This window comes from Janthinobacterium sp. SUN073, from assembly GCF_030397665.1.
Taxonomy (GTDB): Bacteria; Pseudomonadota; Gammaproteobacteria; order Burkholderiales; family Burkholderiaceae_D; genus Janthinobacterium.
The window spans coordinates 83,237-108,341 of record NZ_JAPUBT010000010.1; the positions used below are offsets into that span (position 1 = coordinate 83,237).

Genomic DNA, 25,105 nt, shown 5'->3' on the forward strand with positions numbered 1-25,105 from the left:
GATAAATTTTCCACAGAGGTCCGAACGACATGTCTTTTTTGATAGTGCTGGCCGCCCTGGCCTTCCTCATGCTGGCCGCCTACCGTGGCTACAGCGTGATCCTGTTTGCTCCCGTGGCCGCGCTGGGTGCGGTGCTGCTGACCGACGCGTCGGCAGTGGCGCCTGTGTTCAGCGGCATCTTCATGGAAAAGATGGTGGGCTTTATCAAGCTCTACTTTCCTGTATTTTTGCTGGGCGCCGTGTTCGGCAAGCTGATCGAACTGTCCGGCTTTTCCCAGTCCATCGTGGTGGCCGCCATCCGTTACATCGGCCGCTCGCGCGCCAATGCCGTGATCGTCGCCGTGTGCGGCGCCCTGACGTATGGCGGCGTGTCGCTGTTCGTGGTGGTGTTTGCCGTGTATCCGTTTGCGGCCGAGCTTTACCGCCAAAGCAACATCCCCAAGCGCCTGATGCCGGGCGCCATCGCCCTCGGTGCCTTCTCCTTCACCATGGATACCTTGCCCGGCACGCCGCAGATCCAGAACATCATTCCCACCACTTTTTTCCAGACTACGGGCTGGGCCGCGCCATGGCTGGGCACCATCGGCGCCGTGCTGACGGTGGCAACTGGCCTGGCTTACCTGGAATGGCGGCGGCGTTCGGTGATGGCCAGCGGCGAAGGCTATGGCGGCGATACCGAGCCGGTCGCGCCGGCCGACCCGGCGAATCTGCCGTCGCCGCTGCTGTCGCTTGCGCCGCTATTGCTGGTGGGCGTGGCCAATTTCCTGCTGACGCATGCGATACCGCGCTGGTATGGCGCCAGCCACGTCATCACCAGCGATGAGCTGCCGGGCCTGCATGCGCCTGTGACCACCTCGATCAGCGCCGTGGTCGGCATCTGGGCCGTCGAAGGGGCCTTGTTGCTGGGCATTTTACTTGTATGCGCCACCGCCTTCCGGCGCATCAAGGACTCCTTTGCCGAAGGCACGAAAACCGCCGTCGGCGGCGCCTTGCTGGCGGCCATGAATACGGCCTCCGAATATGGCTTCGGCGGCGTCATTGCCGCGCTGCCCGGTTTTATCGCCGTCAGCAATACGCTGCGCAGCGTGCCCGACCCGCTGGTCAATGCGGCCGTCTCGGTGACGGCCCTGGCCGGCATCACGGGGTCGGCCTCGGGTGGCATGAGCATCGCGCTGGCCGCCATGTCCGACAGCTTCATCGCCGCCGCGCACCAGGCCCACATTCCGCTGGAAGTGATGCACCGCGTGGTGGCCATGGCCAGCGGCGGCATGGATACCCTGCCGCACAACGGCGCCGTCATCACGCTGCTGGCCGTGACGGGACTGACGCACCGGCAGTCCTACCGCGATATTTTCGGCATTACCGTGATCAAGACCGGCGTCGTGTTTTTGGTGATTGCTACATACTATCTGACCGGGCTGGTGTGAGTCATCGGTTTGAGTGCTCCAGGATTGCGCCAGGGTTAAGGGGGACTGATTGCTGGAACATGATCGACAGCTTGCACGGTTAATTCGCCTATCGGCACTCGCTGTGTAGAACCGCTGACCGGCTCGAACAGCACGATAGCAGCAGGTGTCGAGACGACCACCCGACCAATTGCCACCCGGGTTGCATCCTTGAAAAGCGCAACGCAGTTGGCTGTCGAGATGACAGGCACATTCTTTTTTCGAGGGGTGGACAACACCTGCAGCAACGCTGCATGTGCTCTGACCGGCTCGCAAGTGGCGGGGCTAATTACAAACTTCCTGAAGTAGAGGGTTCCCAGTTGCATGCCAAACATGGGGACGATGGAAATCAGGATCACTGTGAATATGAGAACACCGGCAACCAAAAATGGACTAATGAATATGAATCCGCCAAACAAGCCTGATTCGATCATCCCCTTGGCCAGTAAGCGGCCGCTTGAGTCATGTTTGGTCGGGCGCCAAAAATAGCGCCAGAAACTATTCGGTCCCATGAGTGTTTTGGCCTGGCGGGTTCCTGAGTAAAGCAGGGCGCATATAAAAATGAACATGCCCGCTGTCGCCACAAGGCCGAGTGGCCAAGCCTGTTCAAGCATCGGCTGCCATTTGATTGCATCGATTCCCAGAACCGCGGAAATCATGGCGTATACCGATAACCCGAGGAGATCCAATACGGATGTATAGACTGTCTGGTGTGGTATGCCAAATGTCGTTTCAACCGCCATGGCGACGCCATAACCAAGCAATGTAAGGGCCAGGCTGCTGGCCGAAATGATGGTGATACCCCATGTCATGCTGTTGCTGGTCTTCTTGACAGCGTTGCTATTGTCACGTGACAGCCTGGTGCGCATGGCGCCAGATGCCGTACGCTTGCCTTGATTTGCCTGAGGTGTTCGTGTCATGCTTGGACGCATTATCATGCTCCTTGTTGGGGCGCTAGCCTGCGGCGCGGCGTCTGTTTCCTGACGCCGGCGTTGACTGCTCCGGCTGCTTTGGTGACGATTACCATGGCATGCCTCTCAAGGCTTGTCCCAATTGCTGCAGGAAGATCAAGAACCGCACCACGACAATGAGTGTTGCAATAAAAACCAATCCATACTGCTCGCCCATTGTGAGTTGGCCTGATTTTTGCAGCTTGAACGATGCCCAAAGAAACAGGCACAGTGCGACGCACGCAAGCGGGATTTTCAGTGGCCTGTCGTTGAAATCAGGCACGCTGATGCCTGTGAATATCCCAATTAACTCAGTCGGGTGATCGATCAGGAGCAGGAAAAAGGTGAGGATCGGGAGAAATCCGATGAGCAGCCCAAGCAGATATGCTTTCTTCTTATTTGCTGCTTGCTCTGGCGGATGATTCATCATGGCTTAGGCGCCTTTTCAGAAAGTTATGCCACCCAGCGACGCAGACTTGTGACGCGAATTCAGGTATGGAGTGATGCCGATGGCATTGGACGATGCTGGTCGGGGTGAGAGGATTCGAACCTCCGGCCTCTGCGTCCCGAACGTGAACTTTCCGATCTATACTATACTCATTTTGAGAGATATTTATTATAAATCAAAGACTTAGAATTTAAAGATATTTCTTCGTAGATATCAAAATGCGTGGCAAAAAGAGAAAACTGCCACTGATTTGGCACTGATTTTTGAACTGTTCGGCCAGCCACTGATCTGCCATTTTTGCGTGTCATGATGTGCCGCCCACCGGGGAGTACGTTGGCCAGTGCACTGAAATTCAACCAGGCGCGGACGCCATCGCCGATGCGAGGAAGGCGTGGAGGGTTTCAAATACGCCTCAATGTGCGGCTAGAATTGTCTAGTTGATAGGAGTCCAGTGCAGACACCCTTGTTTAATAAGTAGAGCAAAAGACCGCTTTCGTCTGCGGAATCAATCGATTCCCGCGATAGCGATACGATTGAGGAAAATGTGCGTTTGGTTAAGTTGATGCCAGCTTTATTGCAACTTACGGCTATTGCATAAATAGACGTTAAGCTTTTTTATTTTGAAATCAGCTATCAATATAGCATTGATATTTTCATTAAAATAAATCAATAGCTTATGAGTTTATGCGGAAAGGTAGAGTGAAATAATAATGAATTATTTCAAAAAATAGATGGTGTTAAGCTCATGAATTGCTGATGTGAATTACTAAGTCGAGCCTTCTTAGCTTGGGCGTATTTATTTTCTGGCTCAATTTGCAATAGATAATTAATTTTCCCAAGTAATTTCTCATAAATCAGTGGGTCGACTTTTTTCATGGCCGCTAAATTGTCAACATTCATTTCCAGCTCGTGTATTTCTGCACGAAGTTTACGCTTGTAAGTTTTGGGAACTTTGGCAACTCCAGAAGAAATGGAAACTCCTGTAATTATTTTTTTAGCACCGAGTATCTTTAGCTTCGTTTTATCGGCGTTCAATCGAAAACTTCTCGATTTTAAGATGTTGTCAATTAATCGAGGAAGACTACGAGGAATCCTTTTGCCTGAAAAAGCTAGATCATCTGCGTACCGGGAATAAGTAAGATTCAACATCTTTGCCAAAGATTGTAATCGTGAATCTATTTTATGAAATACGATATTGCTGATTACGGGGCTAGTGCAAGCTCCTTGTGGCAATATTCCGTCAACACAACAGAGAAGAGAGATTGCTTGGCATACGTCAGCCTCTACTCCACATTTTTCGAGTGATTGAAATACCATTTGACGCGAAATGCTTGAGAAGAAATCTTTCAAATCGACAGTAAGCAATTCATCTTCACCAAGATGACAAGATGCGTGTTGAAGTGCATTTGCTTTCTTCCGATACGCGAAAGCGCAAGGATGGGCTTCAAAATCAATAAAAAATTTGCTTAATATTTTACCTTGGATAGCAGCTAACGATGGATAGGGACAATCAATTGTCCTGTATCCTCCTCTGCGCTTAGGAATTTTGAATTTTCTATAGAATTTCGACGAATCTGCTGAAATTGGTGGAATAAGCGATAAGAGATCACTATCGAGCTGTAGCAGCTCTACGAATTCGGAAAAATTTATAACATTTCTCATAATGCAGGAGTCAACCAATACGAACTATTTCTTTTCACACAAATTATTCACGTCAGTGAATGAATTTCACTCTACTTCAGCGGTGGAGGGGGGAAGCCCCGGAGCCGCTGAAGTAGAGTTGTATTTATTCAGTGGCTAAAAGCAGCCTGAATGATAAAGGCGGATACACCTTCGATTGCTATTGGAAGACACCTGCAAGCTCATCTTACGTGTTTTTTGACTTTCGTCAAGTGTTTTGGCTGATAAGTTTCAAGAATTACAGGTCTTTTTGTCTTTTTCATTTTATTTAAACGCGAAAGGTCTATATTGTTTAAACTGGTTTTTAGTCTAATTCTATATCCAATTTTTTCAATCAAATTTTCGTGTAGCATAAGAGTAATTACTTCGTATATTTCTTCCGGTGATAAGTTAAAAACTTCATGGAATTCATATATCTCATGCCAACACCGATCTTGCAACGTAGTTACAATTTCCCTTGTCGCAGTGTTTATATTTTCGCTCATACTAGCCCGCTCGAGTTAGCAATGTTCGTAGTCGAGTACCGTCTTTAAGCAGCGGCCACCAAAGAATGGGGAATACATTATTTGGGCAGTTATCATTTTGCACGCAATAAAGAGCTTCACTTTCTTCATAGCCAAGTGAGTACTCGGCTATTTTTTTTCTTTTATACGTAACGCCAAGCTTCGCCTCAATTGTCCGCATCGTCGTGGTCATATGCGAGGCCTCCAAGACGTCATATTTCTCCGTAATTGCTTTCTGCAAAGATATGTGCGAATATACTTCACATCCCGTATTAAGTCTAATATGATCTATGCCGAATTTCATTCCGCTAAATGCGAGAAAATAATATTTTACTTCTTTTATTTTTTCTTTTTCCAGTAGGCTATTTAGCCAATTCTTTTTCCTCACCATTGTTTTCCCCGAGCCTATAAAATCATCAAAGAGTACTATGGTGTCGCCATCCTTTATCTTAGCAACAGCAGCCGGGATATTTCCAATTGTACGTAGATGCCAGTCGTCAGTTGGATGGATTTTATTTTTAAGTTTTTGTAATCCAGCCGTTGAGCCATCTACTTCTCCTGCATTCGCTGTCGCAACAATCCATGTATTTTTATAAGATAATCCCCAGGATTGAATTTTTTCATCAATTTTCTTACAGGCTAGAATTTCTTTCTGCTGATCAAACATGCAAAAATCGCTAATCAACGTCTTTAATAGAAGTTGCTCCTCCCTAGTATCACAAATATTCCACAAATCAGTCAACTCACCAGAGTGATTTTTTATCCAAGGCTGGATGTCGATCAGATCAAACATGTCTTGCAAGACATCTTGGGGCATTTTCTTTGCTAGAATGGACATGTGGGTGAGAGATGAAAATATTTCATTGAGATGGGACACTATTTTACAAGGAATGTTGCTATGATTGCAGCCAGCTTCAGCTTTGTTACTAAGCGGTAGCCTTTTATTTTAAAATAAATAAATTATTATTTTATTTTAAATAAATGAATTATGAATTTGTGGAGCAAGGTCATCTTCAAGGGGAATTTCTTGTTGAAAGCATTTTGCAACTTATAGAATATAATGTCATTCTGCATAAATTTCCACGAAGTTTTTAACCAGATATAAATGAAGCATGCTGGTTATACGGAAAATTTAAATCTCGGCCGACTCAATTGGATTTCAGACAATCATTATTATACTGTCTCCGTCCGCTTGTGGCACAAGCTGTGTAAAAATGCCAAAACACGAAATTTTCATGGATAGTGTGACTATTCCCTGTGTCGAGACAATTGTGTGGCGGCCGTTCTGAACAGTCCTTTTTTCTCATGCCGATTTTTTCTGCGTTTTTACACAGCTTGGATCGCTTGCCGTCGTTCGCAGGTAGCAGCGGGCAATTATATGCTTGAATTGTAGTACGGAAATTATAGAGTACTATGCAGGATGATTTTTTGCCAGGGTAGACCACCTTATCAGCATGATCGTGAGCAGGATGGTTGCCCCGGCCCTGCTTACCCGAGGCAGATCGGATCGACATGTCCATGCTGGCAGGTATAGCAACAAGGTGTGTTGCCCGCCGGGAGGAAGCCGGAAAACGCATCTGGGGGCAGCAAGCATGCCGGTGCGGAGCCGAACCAGACCATGCGCTGAATGCCTGCGCGTTGCGAGCATAGCAGAAGCAGTCATGATGGCGCAGGGCTTTCTGCGATGCTTCGGTGCCGTGCGCCGTGAGGCGCTGGCCCAAGCTACGGCAGGCCACTGCTCGAACAATGCGGCGTCAATTCCGCACCCGGGCAGGGCGACCAGTTCCGTCCGGCTTACCTGCGGCTCTTGCTGCATCGGGATGGTGCCGCGGGCGAGAAGGATTGTTAGTCGTGGAACTTCTTCCTTAATGACGGGATATATATGGCCCTTATGTCTGTTGTTGGCCGAACGCGGTCGGTGGCCAAGAGAATAGTATTTTGCTCATCTGAAAAATGCGCGGAATCTCACACTTTTGGAATACGATATACCGGAGTAAACTTCACGAGATGAGAGTAAGTGTCCGGGCCGGGGAACCGATGTCCGGTTTCCAGTGTCATTAGGTGTCCGGTTTGAGAAGGGAAGTGCTGTCTGAACTGAAAAAATACTCACGACATGAGGAAATGATGGGAATGATACTGGCTGCGGGGTGTGGTGGATGGTAGCTGGAGGCTGCTAAATTGCGGAGGAAAGCGTGCAGTATTTGGGGTGCGGGGGGAGAGGCTTCGGGCCCCCTCTCCCCCCGCGAGAATGTTTGTCTATTTCCTTTTCGCAAACTATTACCCGATAGACTTGCGGCAGCATATTTCCTCCTACCTACTAGTATAGGATGCAACGAGCATTTTCAGAGTCTTTCTGATATTTCAAAATCCGCCTATGCCACAGGCCCTTTTGACAACACCTATAGTTTCTGCCAAGGCCGTTTTTTTCGATCCCGGGGACATTTGCGAAGCAAATGCGCTCGGAACACTCTTGGACTGGTGCGATCCACATTCTTAACGCGAAGCCACTTGGCCGATGTCTACCGGCACCCGAAAGGGGCGCGTAGGCCATACGGCCAGAGCGACTGGTCCGCGCCCACGCGGAATAGTGCCACTGGGGGAGCCGGTGGAAGGGCAATTGACCGTCCAGGTCAAATTGAAGCGCCCCGAGCGCTGACCTCCCACCGGGGGGCGAGAGCTCCCGGCCCCGACTGCGGTCGGGTTCCTCGCTTTCGATGGCGACCGCATCCCGAAGGGATAAGGTCGAGTCCATCTGGACCGCTCAGAGCGTCAGCTTTGGGCGCTGCTGAAAGCGGGGAACCCGAGCGTAGCGGGGCCGCAGGACATCGGGGCGCTGGCCCCGAAGTATTTGGCAGGGCGTCCAGCCCGTAAAACCAAATGCGCTGTCCCGCAAGGAGTTTTCAACTCCGCGCAGCCCGCAGGGCGAAGGTCGTACTCTGGCTAAAAAAACATAGAGGCGCAAGAAGTGTTGTTTCCACCGGTAGAGCTATTCGAGGAAACAACGAAGTCGAGTTTTCTAAATGAAAAGCAAGAAACGCTGAACGAACAAAAATAGCGATCAGGCATCCTTTATGCCTGACTATTCGAGCATGTTAGATACCTCCTCCGCCTACTGCAATCTGGCCTGCGGCGCGACCACCAGGGAGGACGCTGTTGCGTCCTCGTCGTCTGCAAGCAGCCCTTTCCATGCAAAGGCAAGGCAATCAAACGCATGAAATATCCCCCGCGTAAGCAACGAGAGGATCATCCGCAGGCCAGGCGTCCCTGACTGGACTTGGCCGCCTGACGCCTCAAGCACGAGGACGAAACCTGGAAGTTGCTGGCTCGACGAACCGCACCATCAGCAAGTATTCACCGGTTTATGACAACTCGTTGCTCGCACGCTAGCGTGACTGTTGGTGGACTCCGCGCTGCCGGCCAGAGGCCGGCGAGGACGCGAGAGCGTCCTCCCTGGTTGTGTGCGAGCCGCAGGCGAAAAACGATCAACGCCTCAAACATTGCGCACGTTGCCGAAATTCCCCGAACCCAGAACACACCATTCCAGCTCATGCATCCCCGTCCACAATCATCGCGATGCCTTCCACACAATCACCGTGTGACCAAAAACGGAACACTTGAACGTGTGTCGAAATGAAACCTCCTCGCGTGCACGTGCACTACTCATTGCTTGAGCATCTCAATTATCTTTCTTTATCTTTATGCTTCGAAGGTCCTTCGAAGGCCCTTCGGGCGATACTGTATTACTTCATGTTGAAAACGCACGCATCCACTTGGTAGCCGTCTCCATGACCCGGTTAGCAGCAAAGTCCGGAATTTCGTGACTACGACCACCTTCACAGTGCGGCACTTCGCTCAGCACTCGCGATCTCCCGACTGCATGTGTAACCCAAACTCCGACATTGCCTGGTTCCAGCTGAATCGCATCCAAACCGATCACGCGCAAATCTAGGCCTATTTCATACCACTTTCGTCATGGCCGGCTAACTGCCATATACGGAAGTAGGAAGGACACTGCCTCACAGTTACGGACCGTCAGGTAGCACCGTCCGACAACCCGAGCTAATCTCATTATCGTAAAGGATTTTTACCATGCGCTTCTTCAAGTTGCACAACACTTACTGGTCTGATCGTCGTAGCCGTCTCATCGCCAAAACTGGTCCTCAAGGCCACTTGGTATACCTTTACCTGAACTCCGCTTCGCTGGGTAACTACATCGGTATCTTTTACCTGAACCGCGATCAGGCTTGCATGGACCTGTCCATGGCGGAATCCGATCTGATGGACTACGTCCAGAAGTTCATCAATCTGGGTATTGTCAAGTATGACGAGGAAAATGAAGTCATCTGGATTCTTGACGCTGCGCAGGATATGGGACAGATGCTAGCAGCCGACAAGCGTGCTATTGGTATCCGAGCCGACTACGCAGGCGTGTCGAAAAATTCCCCTCTGCGCAAAGAGTTCTATACGAAGTATGCCAAAGCCCTGACATTGCTGGATGAAGAGTTCTGTGCGGGCGAAACTACCGGGACAGAATCCAGTTTTAACAAGGCCAAGATAGGTGAGGCGAGGTTGCGCTTTGACGGGGCTGTAGAAGTGCTGATGGCACTTCGAACGGACAACCGTCAACTATTCAGCGAAAACGCCGATGAATACGTCGGAGCCGATGCCGTAAGCATCTGGAAAGAAAAAGGCCATGCTGAGGCCACCCGAATCATTCTTGCGGCAATGCGATCCAACGATCTGGACTTACGCGTGGCCATGGGCCGCAAACCGGTTGCGAGTAGCCCGTTGCGCGACATCTAGGCTTAACTATTCACATTAGTTCAAGCGTACGGGAGGAGGGCGATCCGACGGACATCAAACTCCTGAACAGGCAGGAAGACCTTCTGGCTTATAAGTTATACGCAGTAACAATGTACAGGATTTTTCTTAAATGAAAAGCAAACAACAGATCGGCCAGGAGTATCGAATTAAGACGCTTAAGTTTTTGGCTTGCGTAGGCTACGCCACCACACGTCAAATCTCGATGGCCGTGCTCGGTGCATGCGACGTAAGCAGCCGCAAGATGGCTGGCAGAACCATTCGCAGGCTGCGGGTACTTGGATATCTGGCGGAGAAGCGTGATGGGAATTCGGTAGCGGGGGAGCTAATGGTGGCGCTAAATCGTGCTGGTGTGGCAGCACTCGCGGAATTCGTCGAGCTGCCTGATGGGCGAGCGCACGCACGTGACTGGCTTCGCCATGCGCACAAACATCGCACAGCATGCAATTCCGTTTTTGCCGCTCTGACCCGAGGACTCGATGAGCATATTGGCTATTCAGAATTACAGATTCGGGCAGGTAGCGCCCTGACCAAACTGTTGGTTTTTAGCTATAAAGATGATGAAGGTAACAGTCTTCAAAAGATTCCTGATTTGCTGCTACAAGGGGTCTCTGGACCTATTTGGGTCGAGGTAGAGAATGGATACCGGGGCGCACGGGATTTTCAGAAACTTATCTGGTTTTTGCGGCGCATCTTTGAGCATCCGGCTCCCTTGGCTGATAAGGTGTGGTTTGTTGTCACTGCCGCAGGCGCCAAGACCATCGGGAAGCGTCTGCGTGCAGCGTTGACGCATTTATCTGATAGTGGATATCCACGCCAAATTCGTGAACTTGACGCCCGGATTTTGAGCGAGCGCCTTGCAGTCTACCGACTGGATGCAGACCTCTTAAAATTAACTCAGCTCCCTCTTCTGTAGGGTTCCATTGGCAATAACCCACGCCTGGTGGACGGCCTGGGTTTGCAGGATCAGTCGTCGTGCTCGCGGCCTGCGTGGTTGGCCTCGCCCTCTGGCGAGAACAGCACCGGACCCTTGTCGCCATCGATGCGCACTTCGAAAACATTGGTACTGTTGGCAACTTCCACATCGAAGACCCCGTAGCGTTTTTTGTGCTCAAGTTCGGTGCGGGTAGGCGCCCAGTCGATTCGGGCGCTCCACTCAGATTGTTGCACTGATTACGTTAGCAGCCACTCTTCATGGTTGGGATAGCTTTCCAGACCAACTCTACAAAGTCCCCGGGAGGAATCTTCAGGGCGCTTGCAATTTTCATCACACTCTCCAAGGAGGGCGATTTAATCCCCAACTCAAGTTCAGAGATGTATTTCCGTTGTAAACCGGCTTCAAAACCAAGCTGCTCTTGTGTCATTTCAACATCTTTTCGCAGGCGGCGCAAAACCGTTCCAAATGCAATCGCTATCGTGTTCAAAATTCCCCCTATTGCGGGAATTTCTCAATTTTCGTAGAATTGGTCTTCCCGCTATAGTGGGAAATATGCCGACTGCAAGCTAAAAATCTGCTTCAAGCTACTTTCCAGGTGTAAAAAGCGCGATCAGATATCGACCCTGTCCGGCACTCACGAAATTAATGAGAGATCAAAAGCTACGGACAAAATTCTGATCTTACGTGATTCCGTCCCTTTTTTTTGATGTAACAACTGAGAAATTATGAATAAAATTCTAAAAAAGCTTCTTCCGGTCCTTGCTGTTCTTTCCGGAGGATTTTTCAGTGCCGTACACGCGGCGCCCCAAACACAACAAGAAGCGCGTGCGCAACTTTTTTCTGCAGTAAAAGTTTACGAGGATAATCAGTTTGGCTTTAGCATCGGTGGAATTTGGTATTGGATTAACAAGCCAAATTATCTAATTGCATTGGATGTTGGTGGGACAGCATATAACTTCATAGATGTTGCATCCTTTGAAAGAATATCTGAAAATTCTAGCGGGGATTTTTTGTCGGTCCGTCTCCGTACAGGAGAGGTAATCAAAGCCCAATATGGAAAAATCAATTGGATAGCATGTAGAAATGTTTCAGTTGGTAGTATTCCTTGCAAAGAAGGTGGAAGGATTACCAGTATGGCAAATATTGATCCAATGAACGACTTTGATAGAGTGTTTTCTTTTGCTAAAGAAAAGGAATTGGGGAGGCATAGCGATCAAAGTGCTGTTGTTTTTGACGTGGCATCTCGCCCACTCATGCCATCTACCGGAGTATCAATCAAAGTATTAACTGGTGAAGAATTTCGAAAAGTCCAAAGTCGTATTGATGACTATATAACCATACGAAAATCCGAGAAAATTAGAGTGAAAGAAAAAGAAGATATAGAACTAGCCTCGCTGCGGTCTCCAGAAAGAACTGCTAAATTTCAAATGGAGGCTCAAAATGAGTTGAGATATTGGCAAAAAGAACCTTTAGGTAGTCGGATTTTCTGCGAGACAAGTTACGGCGTTGGCAGCACTCCAGGTAGCGTCGTCAGCTTGACGGATACAGATAAGGTGCGTTGCAAAGGACACGAAACAAAAGAGGTTCGCATTGCTATCTTAACCCAGACAGGCTGGAAAATAATAGAGCAGACAAGCCGGCCGTTTTCCGATGGAATCGGGGAGCACAAATATTTAGTACATGCTCAAGTTACCATCCAGAAAATTAAGTAAATCTTGTGTAAGATTTATACTGCGGTAGTTCTACGGTATAAAATATTCACGTAAATCGAGAATTTTATTATTTTCCGGATGAATGTCGTCGGGATAAATTTATTTTTTGGTGGTGGAAGAATTTAATTAATTACACCTTTGGAATTAAAAAATTTAAATGGAAAGAATTCATTGATGTTTTTTAGTGAGATTAAACCCAGAACTACCTCGCACTTGGTGTCGAATCATTAGATGATAGGCCCGCCGAAATTGGCGGGCCAGAGGTGAAAATAAAATGCTTAGGCGGCTCGGCGTCTAAAGTCCACGCTGATGACGTTTTTCGGTAGCGGAGCGTTCCACTCCGATGCCTTTGATTCCACCGAAACGTTCTCGACCCTGGGTGTGATCATCGTCGCAGGTGCAACTTGATCTTCCGATGAGTCTTCACAGGTTTCAGCTGGCTGCTCTATTACGCCGTCAATGAGGCCTCTGAGGGGGATTTTCGCTTCTGCTTTAAGGCGCTTACGCCCACGGTGGGTAGTGCACGTCTTATCAGAACTGAATGCCATATCGAGCCGCTTTGCGAGGCCTTGGGTGCACAAATGCGCGTATCGAAGCAGCATCCGTACATCGCGATGTCCGCTAAAGGCTTGAAGGTCAAGTAGCGAAAATCCACCAGGCGTATTGCTACCGATCTCCGCAACCTTGGAGATTGCTTCGTGCCTCAAATCGTGCACATGGAGGTCATCATCGTCGGTGAACGCCGCATGGTTACACATCCTGCTCCAGGCCTTGCGCAAGGCCTCATTGGTAAAGTCAAATACAAGCTCGCTGGTGCGCGGCAATTGTCGAAGCAGTTCGATCAGGTCGCTGCGCAACGGCAGTTTGCGTGGCCGCCCGTTTTTCGTTTCAGGAAGGAACGCTGTTTGCAACTCCAAGTCGACGTTGGACCAGAGAAGAGAGAGCGACTCGCCACGGCGTGCGCCAGTCATGAGCTGGAATTGCACAAAGGTTTCGTACATAGGAATATGAACCAAACTGGCTTGTGCTTTTCTTAGATTTCGCTTGCGGGTTTGCCAGATGCGATAGCGGGTAGGCGACCCTTCAGCTTGTTGAAGCTCGGGGGATACCAATTGGTCGAGCCGGAATGCCTGGGACCACTTCTGGTCTTCCACAAATGCCCCCTCCAGCAGACGACCTTCCTCATCTGCTTTGAGGCGGCGGTCCCGTTCGTTGAAGTATTTAGGACGCTTCACACCGTCCATTGGACTAACGAGGAGATGGATGCGCCAAGTCTTGATGGCGATGTTGCAGACGGCTGAGATGATGTCCAGTTCACGGTCTACAGTCGACTTCGATACCGCCTGGCAACGCTCGTCAACATACTCAGTCAGGTCGTCCGGCACGATTTGCGCAAATGGCTTCAGAATGAAGCGCGTCGCCGAACATGCTGCGGGGCGCATTTTCTTGCCGGTCTCTTTGCGAATCTTCATCGCCTTGACCTTGGCACAGGGATTAGGATGGCTGGCGACAATCTCCGCGATGGATTGCCGCTGCAAGCCCGCATCCTCCAGCATCGCGTTGATTTTGTAGGCATCAATCTCGAAGCTCTTATTGCGTGGCGCCTCTTCGCGCAAGTAGCGGATCATCAGTTCCGCGAGCGTAGTGTTCTGAGCTTTTGAATAGTCGACAAAGAGGCCTTGGCTGTGTTCCACCTTCAGCTTAGCCCTCACAAGTTCAGCCTCTTTTAGGGAGTTCGCGTACAACACTTGGTCCTCGTGCCCCTTTTTGCGGATGCGGACCATGTAGTGGTCATCCAGGAGGATCAGCTTGGGTTTGAATTTTTGCACCCGCAGGGACTGGCAGTAAGCTTCCGCATTTTTCTGCTTATCGTGGGGGAAGGTCTTCGTAAGATCGTCGCGGTTCTTGACCGAGACCTGGTAGTGCGAGCGATTTTCAATGGACGCCATGTCCGTACTCCGTGAAGTTGTGGAGCACGGTATAGATCGATACCGAAGTGATGAATTTGCGCGTTCGACAACACTTCGCCAAATGTCCCTGCAAATAAGCTCTGTTGTTGCAATCGCTACTTCGTCAGATGGCAACCACCACCGATTTGCCACTGAATTGACTTCAAACCGAAGTGGTGTTGCAATAACTCTTTGTTTTGCAAGGGAATTTTTGTCGGGGTGACTGGATTCGAACCAGCGCCCTCTGCGTCCCGAACGCAGCGCTCTACCAGGCTGAGCCACACCCCGCCCCTTCATTACAGCAGATGGCGGGGCGGCTTTCAAGCGGCTGCGTCAAGGCCTATTTCTTTTCCTGCTGCGCCTTTTTGATCTCCGCTTCGCTGACTTTTTTCGCCGGTGCATTCGTCGCCGGTGAAGTGGGCGCCTTGCGCGTGGCGTTCGCTTGCGCCATGACGGCGGCGCAGTCCGTGTCGGGGGCTTTGTCGACGCTGACCAGCGGCAGCAGGGCGGCCAGCGGGGTGACGATGGTGGCCAGCGCCACGGCGGCGCCAGCTTTTAATGCCAACGGACCTTTTTGCGGCCCCACGTCCGGGTTCTTGAATGTGCCTTTCGCGTACAGCGGTGTGCGCAGGGTGATGATACGGGCGCCCTTGGTACGTGGGCGCACGTCGAGGTCCAGGGTTTCGTGGGCCAGGTTGACGTTGCCCGTGACATTCACGACGGCCGTGTCCGTGTCGAGCACAAAGCGGCGCACGTCGGCCTGGCCATTCGTGACGGCGAAGTCGCTGGCCAGGCAGTTCAGGTGGACTTGCTTGTCGCCGAAGATTTTCACGAAGACGGCATTGGCCAGGTTCAGGCCGGCCAGTTCCAGCATGAACTGGCTGACGGAGCCTTCGCTGACAGTGGCCGCCAGCTCGCCATTTGCGCTGGCCAGCATGGCCGAGACGGAATTGCCGTGGCCCGTCAGTGCCGCGTCGCCATACACTTCGCCGAAACTCGCTTGCATCGATTGCAGCTTGGGAAATAGTTCGCGAATTTTGAGGTGACGTGCCGTCACCTTGGCTTGCGCGGCGATGGTCTTTTGACGGCCGTCGAGCGTGATGTTCGAGGTGATGTCGCCGCCAGCCATGCCGAAGTTGAGCGGCGTCAGACTCAGTACCTTGTCTTTCATGTGGATGTTGGCGACGACGTTGTTGAATGGAATGTCGTGCGTGCGCACCAGTTTCTTGCCCGTAAACTTCACGTCGGCATCGAGCGCATTCCATTTGGCCGTGTTGAACTGTTCCACGGGCAAGGCTTTGTTGTCGGGTTGCACGGGCGCCTTGCCGCGCGCCTGTTTCTGCGCATTGCTGTCCGCGCCGATGGTGGGGCCCAGGTCTTCCAGGCGCAGTTGCTGCGACGTCACCTCGCCGCGCAGCAAGGGACGCGGCTGGCGCGGCAAATACTGCAGGGTACCGGCCAGGTCGCTCTGGCCCACCGTGCCCTTGAAGTTTTGGTACGTCCAGCTCCAGCTGGTGCCGTCCTTCTTGCCCAACAATCGGCCCTTGGTGGCGTAGTCCGGCGTTTCCGGCAACAGCACGCCCATCAGCGGATACAGATCGGCCATGCTGGCGCCGGCCAGGCTCAGCTGCAAATCGATGCCCGACAATGAGCGCGGGTCCGTCAGGGTGCCGGCGATGGCAGCCTTGTTCTTGCCCAGCACGGCGTGCGCCTGCACGGGATACACGGTGTTGTTGTCGGTCAGGGACAGCACGGCGCCGGCCTTGCCGCCGCCCGTCACGGACGCCTTGCGGTAGGATCCGCCCAGGGTGAAGGCGATGCCGTATTTCTGCACGGGGGCGCTGCCAGGTGCATCGCCCGGCGTGGCATCGGGCGCCGTCGAGCTGACCTTGGCGCGCATGTCCAGCGCGATGCCCTCGTCGAGGTAACGGATGGCGCCGTCGCCAAAGGCCATGCGCTGGATTTCCACCTCCCATGCCGAAGGGCCGTTATCCTTCAAGGTCCAGCTATTGCTGCCATCGGCGCGCCGCTGCAGGGCAATGTTTGGCGCCTCGAGCGCCAGGTCCGTCAGCACCACGCGATGCTGCAACAGGGGCAGTGGATGGAGGGCCACGTCGATGCGTTTTGCGCTGGCCAGTTGCGGCCCGGCCGTGGCCCAGTCCGGGTTGCTCATGCGTACGTCCTGCGCGCTGATGACAGGGCGCGGCACATAGCGATGCCAGCCCGGCTCCGTTTTGAGGCCTTGTTTCCATTTCACTTGCAGGTCACCGGCGATGACGAAGCTGCGGCCCGTGCTTTCCGACACCTTCTGGTTGATGTAGGGGCGGGCGCGGTTCCAGTCGAAGGTCAGCACGAAGATGACGAGGAGGGCGATGAGGGCCAGCAGGGCGGCCAGGCTCCAGCCGAGGATTTTCAGGGGTGTCGAACGTGTCATGGGGATGCCAATCGCAGTGATTTGTCATCAAGGTAGGCCGATTGTCCATACTGGTCGGTGCGCTGGGTTACGTACGCATCGCGATTGCTGGCATTGATTCCATAATTCGATTATTATTGAAGTATGGAAAATGAAAACACAATGACGCTGCAAGCCGGGCCGCTGACGAGCACGGCCGCCATCGCTGCGCTGGCCGCGCTGGCACAGGAATCGCGGCTGGCCGTGTTCCGCCTGCTGGTGCAGACGGGACCGGAGGGCATGGCCGCGACGAAAATCGCCGAGGCGCTGGCCATTGCCCCATCGTCGCTGTCGTTTCACCTGAAGGAACTGGCGCACGCCGATCTGGTGACGGCGAGCAAGGCGGGCCGCTCCATCATCTATGCCGCCAACTATGCGGGCATGAACGGCTTGCTGGCTTTTTTGAGCGAGAACTGCTGCGCTGGCGCGCCTTGCTGCGTCAGCGAACCACATTTACTGAAGGAAACGACGACATGACGATCACCATTTATCACAACACGGCGTGCGGCACCTCGCGCAATACCCTGGCCCTGATCCGCAACACGGGCGTCGAGCCCGTCATCATCGATTACGTCAAGCACCCGCCATCGCGCGAGGAACTGGTCGACTTGATCAAGCGTGCGGGCTTGTCCGTGCGCGCGGTGATGCGCGACAAGGGCGCCCTGTACGAGGAGCTGGGTCTGGCCAATCCCGAGCTGAGCGATGCCGCCCTGCTGGACGCCATGCAAGCCCATCCTGTTTTGATCAACCGCCCCATCGTCGTCACGGAACTGGGCGTGCGCCTGTGCCGGCCGTCGGAAAAAGTGCTGGAGATCCTGCCGCTGCCGCAGCAAGGCGCCTTTGCCAAGGAAGATGGCCAGCCCGTGGTGGGCGCCGACGGCAAGCCGGTGGCTTGAGAGGCCGGCCATGGAGGATTTGCCGAATATCAGCGCCGCGCACCTGGACGTGCCGGATCTGGACAAGCTGGCGCCGGCGCAGGTGTCCACCCACGCGCCGCGCATCCTGCTGTTGTACGGCTCCTTGCGCGAGCGCTCCTACAGCAAGCTGCTGACGCTGGAAGCGGAACGCATCCTGCGCCATTTTGGCGCCGAGACGCGCGTGTTCGATCCGCACGGCTTGCCCATGGTCGACAGCGTCTCGCCCGAGCATCCGAAGGTGCAGGAGCTGCGCGCGCTGTCGCTCTGGTCGGAAGGGCAGGTGTGGTGCAGTCCCGAGCGGCATGGCGCCGTCACCGGCGTGTTCAAATCACAAATCGACTGGCTGCCGCTGGAAACGGGCAGCGTGCGCCCTACGCAGGGGCGCACGCTTGCTGTGATGCAAGTGTCGGGCGGCTCGCAATCGTTCAACGCCGTCAACGGCTTGCGCGTGCTGGGGCGCTGGATGCGCATGGTCACCATTCCGAACCAGTCTTCGGTGGCCAAGGCCTACCAGGAATTCGACGATGCGGGCCGCATGAAGCCGTCGCCGTATTACGAGCGCCTGGTCGATGTGATGGAGGAATTGTACAAATTCACCCTGCTGGTACGCGATCGCCGCGATTACCTGGGCAGCCGCTACAGCGAGCGGCTGGAGGCGGAGCCGGCCATCGTCCAGGCATTGGCGGGCGCGGCGATGGAGCACGAACGCAGCAGCGACTCATGAAAAACGGCGCCAGTGGCGCCGTTTTTTATTGCTGATAGTGAAACGCGATCAGTGATTGCGGTCCACGGCAAACGAGCACAGTTGCAGCATGGATTGCTTGTAGACGCTGTCCGGCCAGCCGGCGATGGCATCGGCGGCGCGCTGGCCGGCGATTTCCGCCTGCTTGCGCGTGTAGTCGAGGGCGCCGCTGCTGGTGATGGCGGCCAGGATGGCGTCGAAATGCTGTTCGTCGCCTTGCTCGATGCAGCTGCGCACCAGTTCGCGTTGCTCTGGCGTGCCGTTTTCCATCAGCCAGATCAGCGGCATGGTCGGTTTGCCTTCGCGCAAGTCGTCGCCCACGTTCTTGCCGATTTCGGTGGCGTCGCCTGCATAGTCGAGCACGTCGTCGATCAGCTGGAAGGCCGTGCCCAGTGAGCGGCCGTATTCGGCAGCCGCTTCGATATCGTCTTCGCTGGCGCCGGCGATCAGGGCGCCCAGTTGCGCCGACGCTTCGAACAGCTTGGCTGTCTTCGAGCGGATGACGTTCAGGTAGCTCTCTTGCGTCACATCCGGATCGTGCATGTTCAGCAACTGCAGCACTTCGCCTTCGGCGATCACGTTGGTGGCGTCGGAGAGGATTTGCATGACGCGCATATTATTGAGCGACACCATCAGCTGGAACGAGCGCGAGTGCAGGAAGTCGCCTACCAGCACCGAGGCGGCATTGCCGAACAGGGCGTTGGCCGTCTGGCGTCCGCGGCGCATCGACGATTCATCGACGACATCGTCGTGCAGCAGGGTGGCGGTATGGATGAATTCGACCACGGCAGCCAGTTCATGGTGCGCCGTGCCGCGATAAGCGTGGGCATTGGCCACCAGCAAAATCAGCACGGGACGGATGCGTTTGCCGCCTGCACTGATGATGTATTCAGCGATCTGGTTAATCAGAATCACGTCGGAGTGCAGTTTTTGGCGGATCACCGTATTGACTGCGTCCATATCGGCGGCAATCGTTTGCACGATGGTGTTTTGGTTAACGTGTTTGTTAGCGTCAGACAAGGCGAACCTGCATTAGATTGTGGGTGCGGCGATTATACGACAAGGCTTGCGCGAACGTGATGTTTGCCTATGACTGTAGAGCAATTGTTTGACCTTGTTGGCACTGGCGCGTGCTTTTCTGTCCGCCTGGCGCAAGCCTGACATGATGGTCAGGTTGTCGACATACCACGATCGTCAAGCTTTGTGAATAGTTTTTGACGCAATTTCTCAGTCCGTGTATAATCGCTGGTTCCCCCCTGTTGTGTACGGCTTGCTTTGCGTGACAGTGGGACAAATTCTTTCAACATTTGATGAGGTTTCAAATCATGTACGCGGTCATAAAAACCGGTGGCAAACAATACAAAGTTGTCGCTGGCGAAAAACTTAAAGTAGAACAGATACCGGCAGACATTGGTTCCGAAATCACCATCGATCAAGTTCTCGCAGTAGGCGCGGGCGACACCATTAAATTTGGTGCGCCATTGGTCGAAGGTGCAACGGTACTGGTTACGGTTGTGGCGCATGGTCGCCATGATAAGGTCAAAATTTTCAAGATGCGTCGTCGTAAGCATTACCAAAAGCATCAAGGCCATCGCCAGAATTTTACCGAAATCCAAATCGTTTCGATCAACGGCTAATCGCCGCTGTTTGAATTAATCAGCTATCAAGGAGTCTTAAATGGCACATAAAAAAGGCGGCGGCACAACGCGAAACGGCCGTGATTCAGAATCAAAACGTCTGGGCGTTAAAGTCTACGGCGGCCAAGCTATCAATGCTGGCGGCATCATCATTCGTCAACGCGGCACGCCAGTACGCGCCGGTGAAGGCGTAGGCATGGGCAAAGACCACACCTTGTTCGCGTTGATCGCGGGCAAAGTGAAGTTCGTTGTCAAAGGTGCTGGCTCGAAGCAATTCGTGACCGTTGTACCTAACGCAGCAGTACCAGCGTAATTCATCGCGGGGCGCCAGTTCGCTCCGCCGTGATCGCATGATGTAAGGCGCAAGCCTTCAATCGAAAGGCTCTGCCCAAGGTAGAGCCTTTTTAGTTTTATGGCGGCAAAATTATGAAGTTTATCGACGAAGCAAAAATCGAAGTCATCGCGGGCGATGGCGGCAACGGCTGCGCCTCTTTCTGCCGTGAAAAATTCCGGCCTTTCGGCGGTCCCGATGGCGGCGATGGCGGCAAGGGCGGTACCATTTGGGCAGTCGCCGACCGCAATATCAACACGCTCGTCGATTTCCGCTTCTCCAAAATGCACAAGGCTCGCAATGGCGAGCCTGGCCGTGGCGCAGATTGCTATGGCAAGGGCGCCGATGACATCCATCTGCGCATGCCCGTCGGCACCTTGATCATCGACAACGCGAGCGGCGAAATCCTGGCCGATTTGACCGAACACGGCCAGACCGAAATGCTGGCCAAGGGCGGCGAAGGCGGCTGGGGCAATATCCACTTCAAGTCCTCGACCAACCGTGCACCACGCCAAAAAGGCGAGGGCAAGGAAGGCGAACGCCGCGAACTGCGCCTGGAACTGAAAGTACTGGCCGATGTGGGCCTGCTGGGTATGCCGAACGCCGGCAAGTCGACCTTCATTTCGGCCGTCTCGAACGCGCGCCCGAAAATTGCCGATTACCCATTTACCACCCTGCACCCGAACTTGGGCGTGGTGCGCGTGTCGCACGAGAAGAGCTTTGTGATCGCCGATATTCCCGGCTTGATCGAAGGCGCTTCCGAAGGCGCGGGCCTGGGCCATCAATTCCTGCGTCACTTGCAGCGCACGGGTCTGCTGTTGCACATCGTCGACCTGGCGCCGTTTGAAACCAACGTCGATCCTGTCAAGGAAGCCAAGGCGCTGGTCAAGGAACTGAAGAAATACGACGAGTCGCTGGTCGACAAGCCGCGCTGGCTGGTGTTGAACAAGCTCGACATGGTGCCGGAAGAAGACCGCAAGAAGCTGGTGAAGGACTTCCTCAAGCGTTTCGCCTGGAAAGGTCCCGTCTTCGAGATCTCTGCGCTGAACCATCAGGGTTGCCCGGAACTGGTGAATGCGATTTATCAACATCTGGAAGCGAAGAAACACAGCGAAAGCCGTGCCGAAGAAACGCAGATGACCGAAGAAGCACGCGGTATCTCGTCGATCGACCCGGATGATCCGCGTTTCAAGATCCTCGACTAAGCGCCTTACCCTGATGTCGGTACAGACGGTCGCTGTCGCGTCCTCGCGCAAGCAAGCGTGGCAGCGCCGTGTATTGCATCTGATCGCGTATGCTTACGGGCTGAGCGTGGTCGCCTGCCTGCTGTTCGCCGATGAAATGGCGGCCGGCATGGGCATCTTCCTCAATGGCGTCAATGGCTACAGCCAGTTCTACGCCTCCCATGTCGGTGTCTGGGGCGCTACCGCGCTCCTGGCGCTGTTCGCAGCACGGCAGGGCGAACCGCCCATCCTCGGCGATATCACTGCAATGTTGGTCCTGGCGCAGCCCGCCGGCCGTTTGTACGCGGCCATCAGCTTCGGCTTGCCCCAGGGTTTTGTGTTGTTCATGTGCGCAATCGAGCTGACGGCGGGGCTGGCCTTGCTGCTGCTGCGTCCTGCGCGCTGACGTCTATTAAGTGAAGAGCGCCGCCCCATGGATTCCGTGATTCAAAAAGCTACCCGCATCATCATCAAAGTCGGCTCCTCGCTGGTCACCAACGATGGCCGCGGACTCGACCATGCCGCCATTGCCCGCTGGGCTGCGCAGATTTCCGGCTTGCGCGCGCTGGGCAAGGAAGTCGTGCTGGTCAGCTCCGGCGCCATCGCCGAAGGCATGCTGCGCCTCGGTTTCGAGCAGCGCCCCACCGATATCCACGAATTGCAGGCGTGCGCCGCCGTCGGCCAGATGGGCCTGGCGCAAATCTATGAAAGCAGCTTCCGCGCCCACCAGCTGGGCACGGCGCAAGTGCTGCTGACGCACGCCGACCTGGCGGACCGCGAACGCTACCTGAACGCCCGCTCCACCCTGACGACCCTGCTGCGCCTGGGCGTGGTGCCGATCATCAATGAAAACGACACCGTCGTCACCGATGAAATCAAGTTCGGCGACAACGATACCCTGGGCGCCCTGGTGGCCAATCTGATCGAGGCCGATGCGCTGGTCATCCTGACCGACCAGCACGGCCTGTTCTCGGCCGATCCGCGCAAGGACCCGAACGCTTACCTGATCACGCAAGGCGTGGCAGGCGATCCGGCCCTGGAAGCGATGGCCGGCGGCGCCGGCAGCAGCCTGGGGCGTGGCGGCATGCTGACGAAAATCCTCGCCGCCAAGCGCGCCGCCAAGTCCGGCGCCCATACGATCATCGCCTGGGGCCGCGACAGCGACGTGCTCAGCCGGCTGGCCCAGGGCGAAGCGATCGGCACGCAGTTGCTGGCACAAACAGGGCAATTGACAGCGCGCAAGCAGTGGATGGCCGATCATTTGCACACGGCCGGCGCAGTCGTGCTGGATGCGGGCGCCGTGCAAAAGCTGCGCCAGGAAGGCAAGTCCCTGCTGCCGATCGGCGTGACGGGTGTGAACGGCGAATTCGGCCGCGGCGCCGTGATCACCTGCGTCGATGCAGTCGGCGTGCCCGTGGCGCGCGGCCTGTCGAACTACACGAGCGGCGAAGCGCGCCGCATCATGCGCAAACCCTCCACCGAGATCGAGTCCATCCTCGGCTATATGGAAGGCCATGAGCTGATTCATCGCGACAATATGGTGTTGCTGTAGGTCGGATTAGGTGGGGCCGCCGAGGCCCGAAGGGCCGTAATCCGACACCACCACAGGCCAACAATGTCGTCGGATTACGGCGCCTTGCGCCTAATCCGACGCAGCGACTCCATCGGCCCTATTCGGGCCGTTTTTTTACCTACACCACGGCCGGCATCGGCGACTTGTCCTTGTAATCGCACAGGTCGGCAATCATGCAATTCCAGCATTGCGGCTTGCGTGCCGTGCACGTGTAGCGGCCGTGCAAGATCAGCCAGTGGTGAGCGTCATGCAGGAATTCCTTGGGGATGAATTTGAGCAGTTTTTGCTCGACGATATCGACATTCTTGCCTGGCGCGATGCCGGTGCGGTTCGATACGCGGAAGATATGCGTGTCGACCGCCATGGTCGGTTCGCCAAACGCTGTGTTCATGACCACATTCGCCGTCTTGCGGCCCACGCCGGGCAAGGCTTCCAGCGAGGCACGGTCGCGCGGCACTTCGCCGCCGTGCTGCTCGAGCAGGATCTGGCAGGTGGCGATGACGTTCTTCGCCTTGGTGCGGAACAGGCCGATGGTGCGGATGTAGCTGGCCAGCTCGTCGACGCCCAGCGCCAGTATTGTGGCCGGCGTATTGGCGACCGGATACAGCAAGCGCGTGGCCTTGTTGACGGACACGTCCGTCGCCTGCGCCGACAACAGCACGGCGATCAGCAGCTCGAACGGCGTTGTGTATTCGAGTTCCGTTTTCGGCGAAGGGTTGGCGGCGCGGAAGCGCGTAAAGATTTCCAGGCGTTTGGCAGCGTTCATGCGTCTTTTTTCGGCGTGGTGGGGGTGGGCGGTTCGGTCTGGGTGGCGGCGCTGGCGGCGGCCTTGGCGCGCGCGCGCTCCATGGCGGCGGCGATGATGGCGCGCTTGCGTTCCTTTTCCGCCTGTTCGTCGGGCGTGACGGGCACTTCCTGCGTCACTTCCTGCATCTTGGCGACGGCCTTGGCGGCCAGGCGCGCGTCGTTGGCCTCGGCTTCGCGGCGCAGCCGCTGCGTGCGGAAATCATGGCGCGCGCGCGCATCGTCCGCTTCCGCCTGGCTCCAGGCATCCCAGCCGGTGGCGTCGCCGCTGACGGGATACATGACGATGCAGTCGACGGGGCAGGGTGCCACGCACAGGTCGCAGCCCGTGCACAGGCTTGTCACCACCGTATGCATCTGCTTGGCGGCGCCGACGATGGCGTCGACGGGACAGGCCTGGATGCACAGGGTACAGCCGATACACAGCGATTCATCGATATAGGCGACCGATCGCGGACGTTCGAGGCCGTTGACGGGATTGAGCGGAATGACTTTTTTGCCCAGCAAGCCGGCCAGGCGCACGATACCCTGCGCGCCGCCCGGTGGGCACTGGTTGATGTCGGCGCTGCCGGCGGCAATCGCTTCCGCATACGGGCGGCAGCCGTTGTAGCCGCATTTGGTGCATTGCGTTTGCGGCAGCAAGTCTTCAATCTGGTCGGCAAGTGAGGGAGGGGCAGGGTGCGGCACGGTCATTTTCCACGGTAAAACGCCATTATCGGCCATCCGGCGCGCGCACAAGTAAAAACCTGTGTCGTGAAAGGGGATAGCACGTGCCATGGCAGGCCTGTTGCAGGTGCGCCGCAATCGTATTTTATTTCCAGTAGGAATGTCAAAGTGCAAATAAACAACTTTGAAATTTCTTTTTTTTGTGGGAGCATGATTTTTATCAAGCCAGTGATCAAAAAAAGCCGACCGCCAGTCCTGTTGCCGCGCCTGCATTGCAAGGCGCGCCAGGCCATAGGAGCCAAACATGCGTTTCCT

The 25,105-nt window shown here is 54.5% G+C and carries 24 protein-coding genes and 1 tRNA gene; 12 read left to right on the forward strand and 13 right to left on the reverse strand.

Annotated elements, in window-relative coordinates; translation table 11 throughout:
* The first annotated feature begins 29 nt into the window (after positions 1-29).
* Positions 30-1,427, forward strand: a complete 1,398-nt coding sequence (locus tag O0882_RS22730; protein WP_289951736.1) for a GntP family permease — start codon at positions 30-32, stop codon at positions 1,425-1,427.
* Positions 1,428-1,462: 35 nt separating this feature from the next.
* On the opposite strand, the gene O0882_RS22735 is transcribed toward O0882_RS22730, so the two are convergent.
* From O0882_RS22735 to O0882_RS22760, 6 genes are all read right to left on the reverse strand, one after another.
* Positions 1,463-2,377 carry a hypothetical protein gene (locus tag O0882_RS22735; RefSeq protein WP_289951738.1) on the reverse strand — a complete coding sequence of 305 codons (915 nt, stop codon included), beginning with the start codon at positions 2,375-2,377 and terminating at the stop codon, positions 1,463-1,465.
* Between the two features lie 88 nt (positions 2,378-2,465).
* A complete protein-coding gene (locus tag O0882_RS22740) occupies positions 2,466-2,825 on the reverse strand; it encodes a hypothetical protein (RefSeq protein ID WP_289951740.1) in 360 nt (119 codons plus the stop codon).
* A gap of 167 nt (positions 2,826-2,992) precedes the next feature.
* Positions 2,993-3,151, reverse strand: coding sequence for a hypothetical protein (locus O0882_RS22745; RefSeq protein ID WP_289951742.1), 159 nt, complete (start codon positions 3,149-3,151; stop codon positions 2,993-2,995).
* A gap of 412 nt (positions 3,152-3,563) precedes the next feature.
* Positions 3,564-4,505: a reverse transcriptase family protein gene (locus O0882_RS22750; RefSeq protein WP_289951744.1), complete on the reverse strand. Its 942-nt coding sequence runs from the start codon at positions 4,503-4,505 to the stop codon at positions 3,564-3,566.
* Positions 4,506-4,705: 200 nt separating this feature from the next.
* On the reverse strand, positions 4,706-5,008 hold the full coding sequence (locus O0882_RS22755; RefSeq protein ID WP_289951746.1) for a hypothetical protein: 303 nt from the start codon (positions 5,006-5,008) through the stop codon (positions 4,706-4,708).
* Between the two features lies 1 nt (position 5,009).
* Positions 5,010-5,843 (reverse strand): hypothetical protein, encoded by an 834-nt coding sequence (locus O0882_RS22760; RefSeq protein ID WP_289951748.1) that lies wholly within the window; start codon positions 5,841-5,843, stop codon positions 5,010-5,012.
* A 3,272-nt stretch (positions 5,844-9,115) separates the two neighbouring features.
* Here O0882_RS22760 and O0882_RS22765 point away from each other — a divergent pair.
* Positions 9,116-9,829 carry a hypothetical protein gene (locus O0882_RS22765; RefSeq protein ID WP_289951749.1) on the forward strand — a complete coding sequence of 238 codons (714 nt, stop codon included), beginning with the start codon at positions 9,116-9,118 and terminating at the stop codon, positions 9,827-9,829.
* 130 nt (positions 9,830-9,959) lie between these two features.
* Positions 9,960-10,763 carry a hypothetical protein gene (locus O0882_RS22770; RefSeq protein ID WP_289951751.1) on the forward strand — a complete coding sequence of 268 codons (804 nt, stop codon included), beginning with the start codon at positions 9,960-9,962 and terminating at the stop codon, positions 10,761-10,763.
* 262 nt (positions 10,764-11,025) lie between these two features.
* On the opposite strand, the gene O0882_RS22775 is transcribed toward O0882_RS22770, so the two are convergent.
* Positions 11,026-11,271 carry a helix-turn-helix transcriptional regulator gene (locus O0882_RS22775; RefSeq protein WP_289951753.1) on the reverse strand — a complete coding sequence of 82 codons (246 nt, stop codon included), beginning with the start codon at positions 11,269-11,271 and terminating at the stop codon, positions 11,026-11,028.
* A gap of 238 nt (positions 11,272-11,509) precedes the next feature.
* On the opposite strand from O0882_RS22775, the gene O0882_RS22780 reads away from it, so the two are divergent.
* Positions 11,510-12,496 (forward strand): hypothetical protein, encoded by a 987-nt coding sequence (locus O0882_RS22780; RefSeq protein WP_289951756.1) that lies wholly within the window; start codon positions 11,510-11,512, stop codon positions 12,494-12,496.
* Between the two features lie 278 nt (positions 12,497-12,774).
* On the opposite strand, the gene O0882_RS22785 is transcribed toward O0882_RS22780, so the two are convergent.
* The 3 genes from O0882_RS22785 to O0882_RS22795 form a co-directional block, all read right to left on the reverse strand.
* Positions 12,775-14,445: a site-specific integrase gene (locus O0882_RS22785; protein ID WP_289951757.1), complete on the reverse strand. Its 1,671-nt coding sequence runs from the start codon at positions 14,443-14,445 to the stop codon at positions 12,775-12,777.
* Between the two features lie 214 nt (positions 14,446-14,659).
* Positions 14,660-14,733: transfer RNA gene (locus O0882_RS22790), tRNA-Pro, on the reverse strand.
* Positions 14,734-14,785: 52 nt separating this feature from the next.
* The gene (locus O0882_RS22795) at positions 14,786-16,879 is read right to left on the reverse strand and encodes an AsmA family protein (protein WP_289951758.1); all 2,094 of its coding nucleotides are present in this window, start codon (positions 16,877-16,879) and stop codon (positions 14,786-14,788) included.
* Positions 16,880-17,020: 141 nt separating this feature from the next.
* On the opposite strand from O0882_RS22795, the gene O0882_RS22800 reads away from it, so the two are divergent.
* Genes O0882_RS22800 through arsH form a run of 3 tightly spaced genes read left to right on the forward strand, consistent with a single transcriptional unit; the run spans position 17,021 to position 18,538 of the window.
* Positions 17,021-17,374, forward strand: a complete 354-nt coding sequence (locus O0882_RS22800; protein ID WP_243136217.1) for a metalloregulator ArsR/SmtB family transcription factor — start codon at positions 17,021-17,023, stop codon at positions 17,372-17,374.
* Positions 17,371-17,793, forward strand: a complete 423-nt coding sequence (gene arsC / locus O0882_RS22805; RefSeq protein ID WP_289951760.1) for an arsenate reductase (glutaredoxin) — start codon at positions 17,371-17,373, stop codon at positions 17,791-17,793. Before O0882_RS22800 ends, arsC begins: the two co-directional genes overlap by 4 nt.
* A gap of 10 nt (positions 17,794-17,803) precedes the next feature.
* On the forward strand, positions 17,804-18,538 hold the full coding sequence (gene arsH / locus O0882_RS22810; protein ID WP_289951761.1) for an arsenical resistance protein ArsH: 735 nt from the start codon (positions 17,804-17,806) through the stop codon (positions 18,536-18,538).
* A gap of 48 nt (positions 18,539-18,586) precedes the next feature.
* Here arsH and ispB read toward each other — a convergent pair whose 3' ends face one another.
* Positions 18,587-19,576: an octaprenyl diphosphate synthase gene (ispB, locus tag O0882_RS22815; protein WP_096234007.1), complete on the reverse strand. Its 990-nt coding sequence runs from the start codon at positions 19,574-19,576 to the stop codon at positions 18,587-18,589.
* A gap of 305 nt (positions 19,577-19,881) precedes the next feature.
* Here ispB and rplU point away from each other — a divergent pair, with 305 nt between their 5' ends.
* The 5 genes from rplU to proB all read left to right on the forward strand — a co-directional run bounded on the left by rplU (position 19,882) and on the right by proB (position 23,299).
* Positions 19,882-20,193 (forward strand): 50S ribosomal protein L21, encoded by a 312-nt coding sequence (rplU, locus tag O0882_RS22820; protein ID WP_038500602.1) that lies wholly within the window; start codon positions 19,882-19,884, stop codon positions 20,191-20,193.
* Between the two features lie 40 nt (positions 20,194-20,233).
* Positions 20,234-20,506, forward strand: coding sequence for a 50S ribosomal protein L27 (gene rpmA, locus O0882_RS22825; RefSeq protein WP_010395157.1), 273 nt, complete (start codon positions 20,234-20,236; stop codon positions 20,504-20,506).
* Between the two features lie 113 nt (positions 20,507-20,619).
* Complete coding sequence (gene obgE, locus O0882_RS22830; protein WP_096234008.1) at positions 20,620-21,729, forward strand: GTPase ObgE; 1,110 nt, start codon at positions 20,620-20,622, stop codon at positions 21,727-21,729.
* Between the two features lie 13 nt (positions 21,730-21,742).
* On the forward strand, positions 21,743-22,153 hold the full coding sequence (locus tag O0882_RS22835) for a hypothetical protein (protein ID WP_289951765.1): 411 nt from the start codon (positions 21,743-21,745) through the stop codon (positions 22,151-22,153).
* Between the two features lie 27 nt (positions 22,154-22,180).
* Positions 22,181-23,299, forward strand: a complete 1,119-nt coding sequence (gene proB, locus O0882_RS22840; RefSeq protein WP_289951767.1) for a glutamate 5-kinase — start codon at positions 22,181-22,183, stop codon at positions 23,297-23,299.
* Positions 23,300-23,438: 139 nt separating this feature from the next.
* On the opposite strand, the gene nth is transcribed toward proB, so the two are convergent.
* Complete coding sequence (gene nth, locus O0882_RS22845; protein ID WP_099379363.1) at positions 23,439-24,086, reverse strand: endonuclease III; 648 nt, start codon at positions 24,084-24,086, stop codon at positions 23,439-23,441.
* Complete coding sequence (gene rsxB, locus O0882_RS22850) at positions 24,083-24,817, reverse strand: electron transport complex subunit RsxB (RefSeq protein WP_289951770.1); 735 nt, start codon at positions 24,815-24,817, stop codon at positions 24,083-24,085. Before rsxB ends, nth begins: the two co-directional genes overlap by 4 nt.
* Between the last annotated feature and the right edge of the window lie 288 nt (positions 24,818-25,105).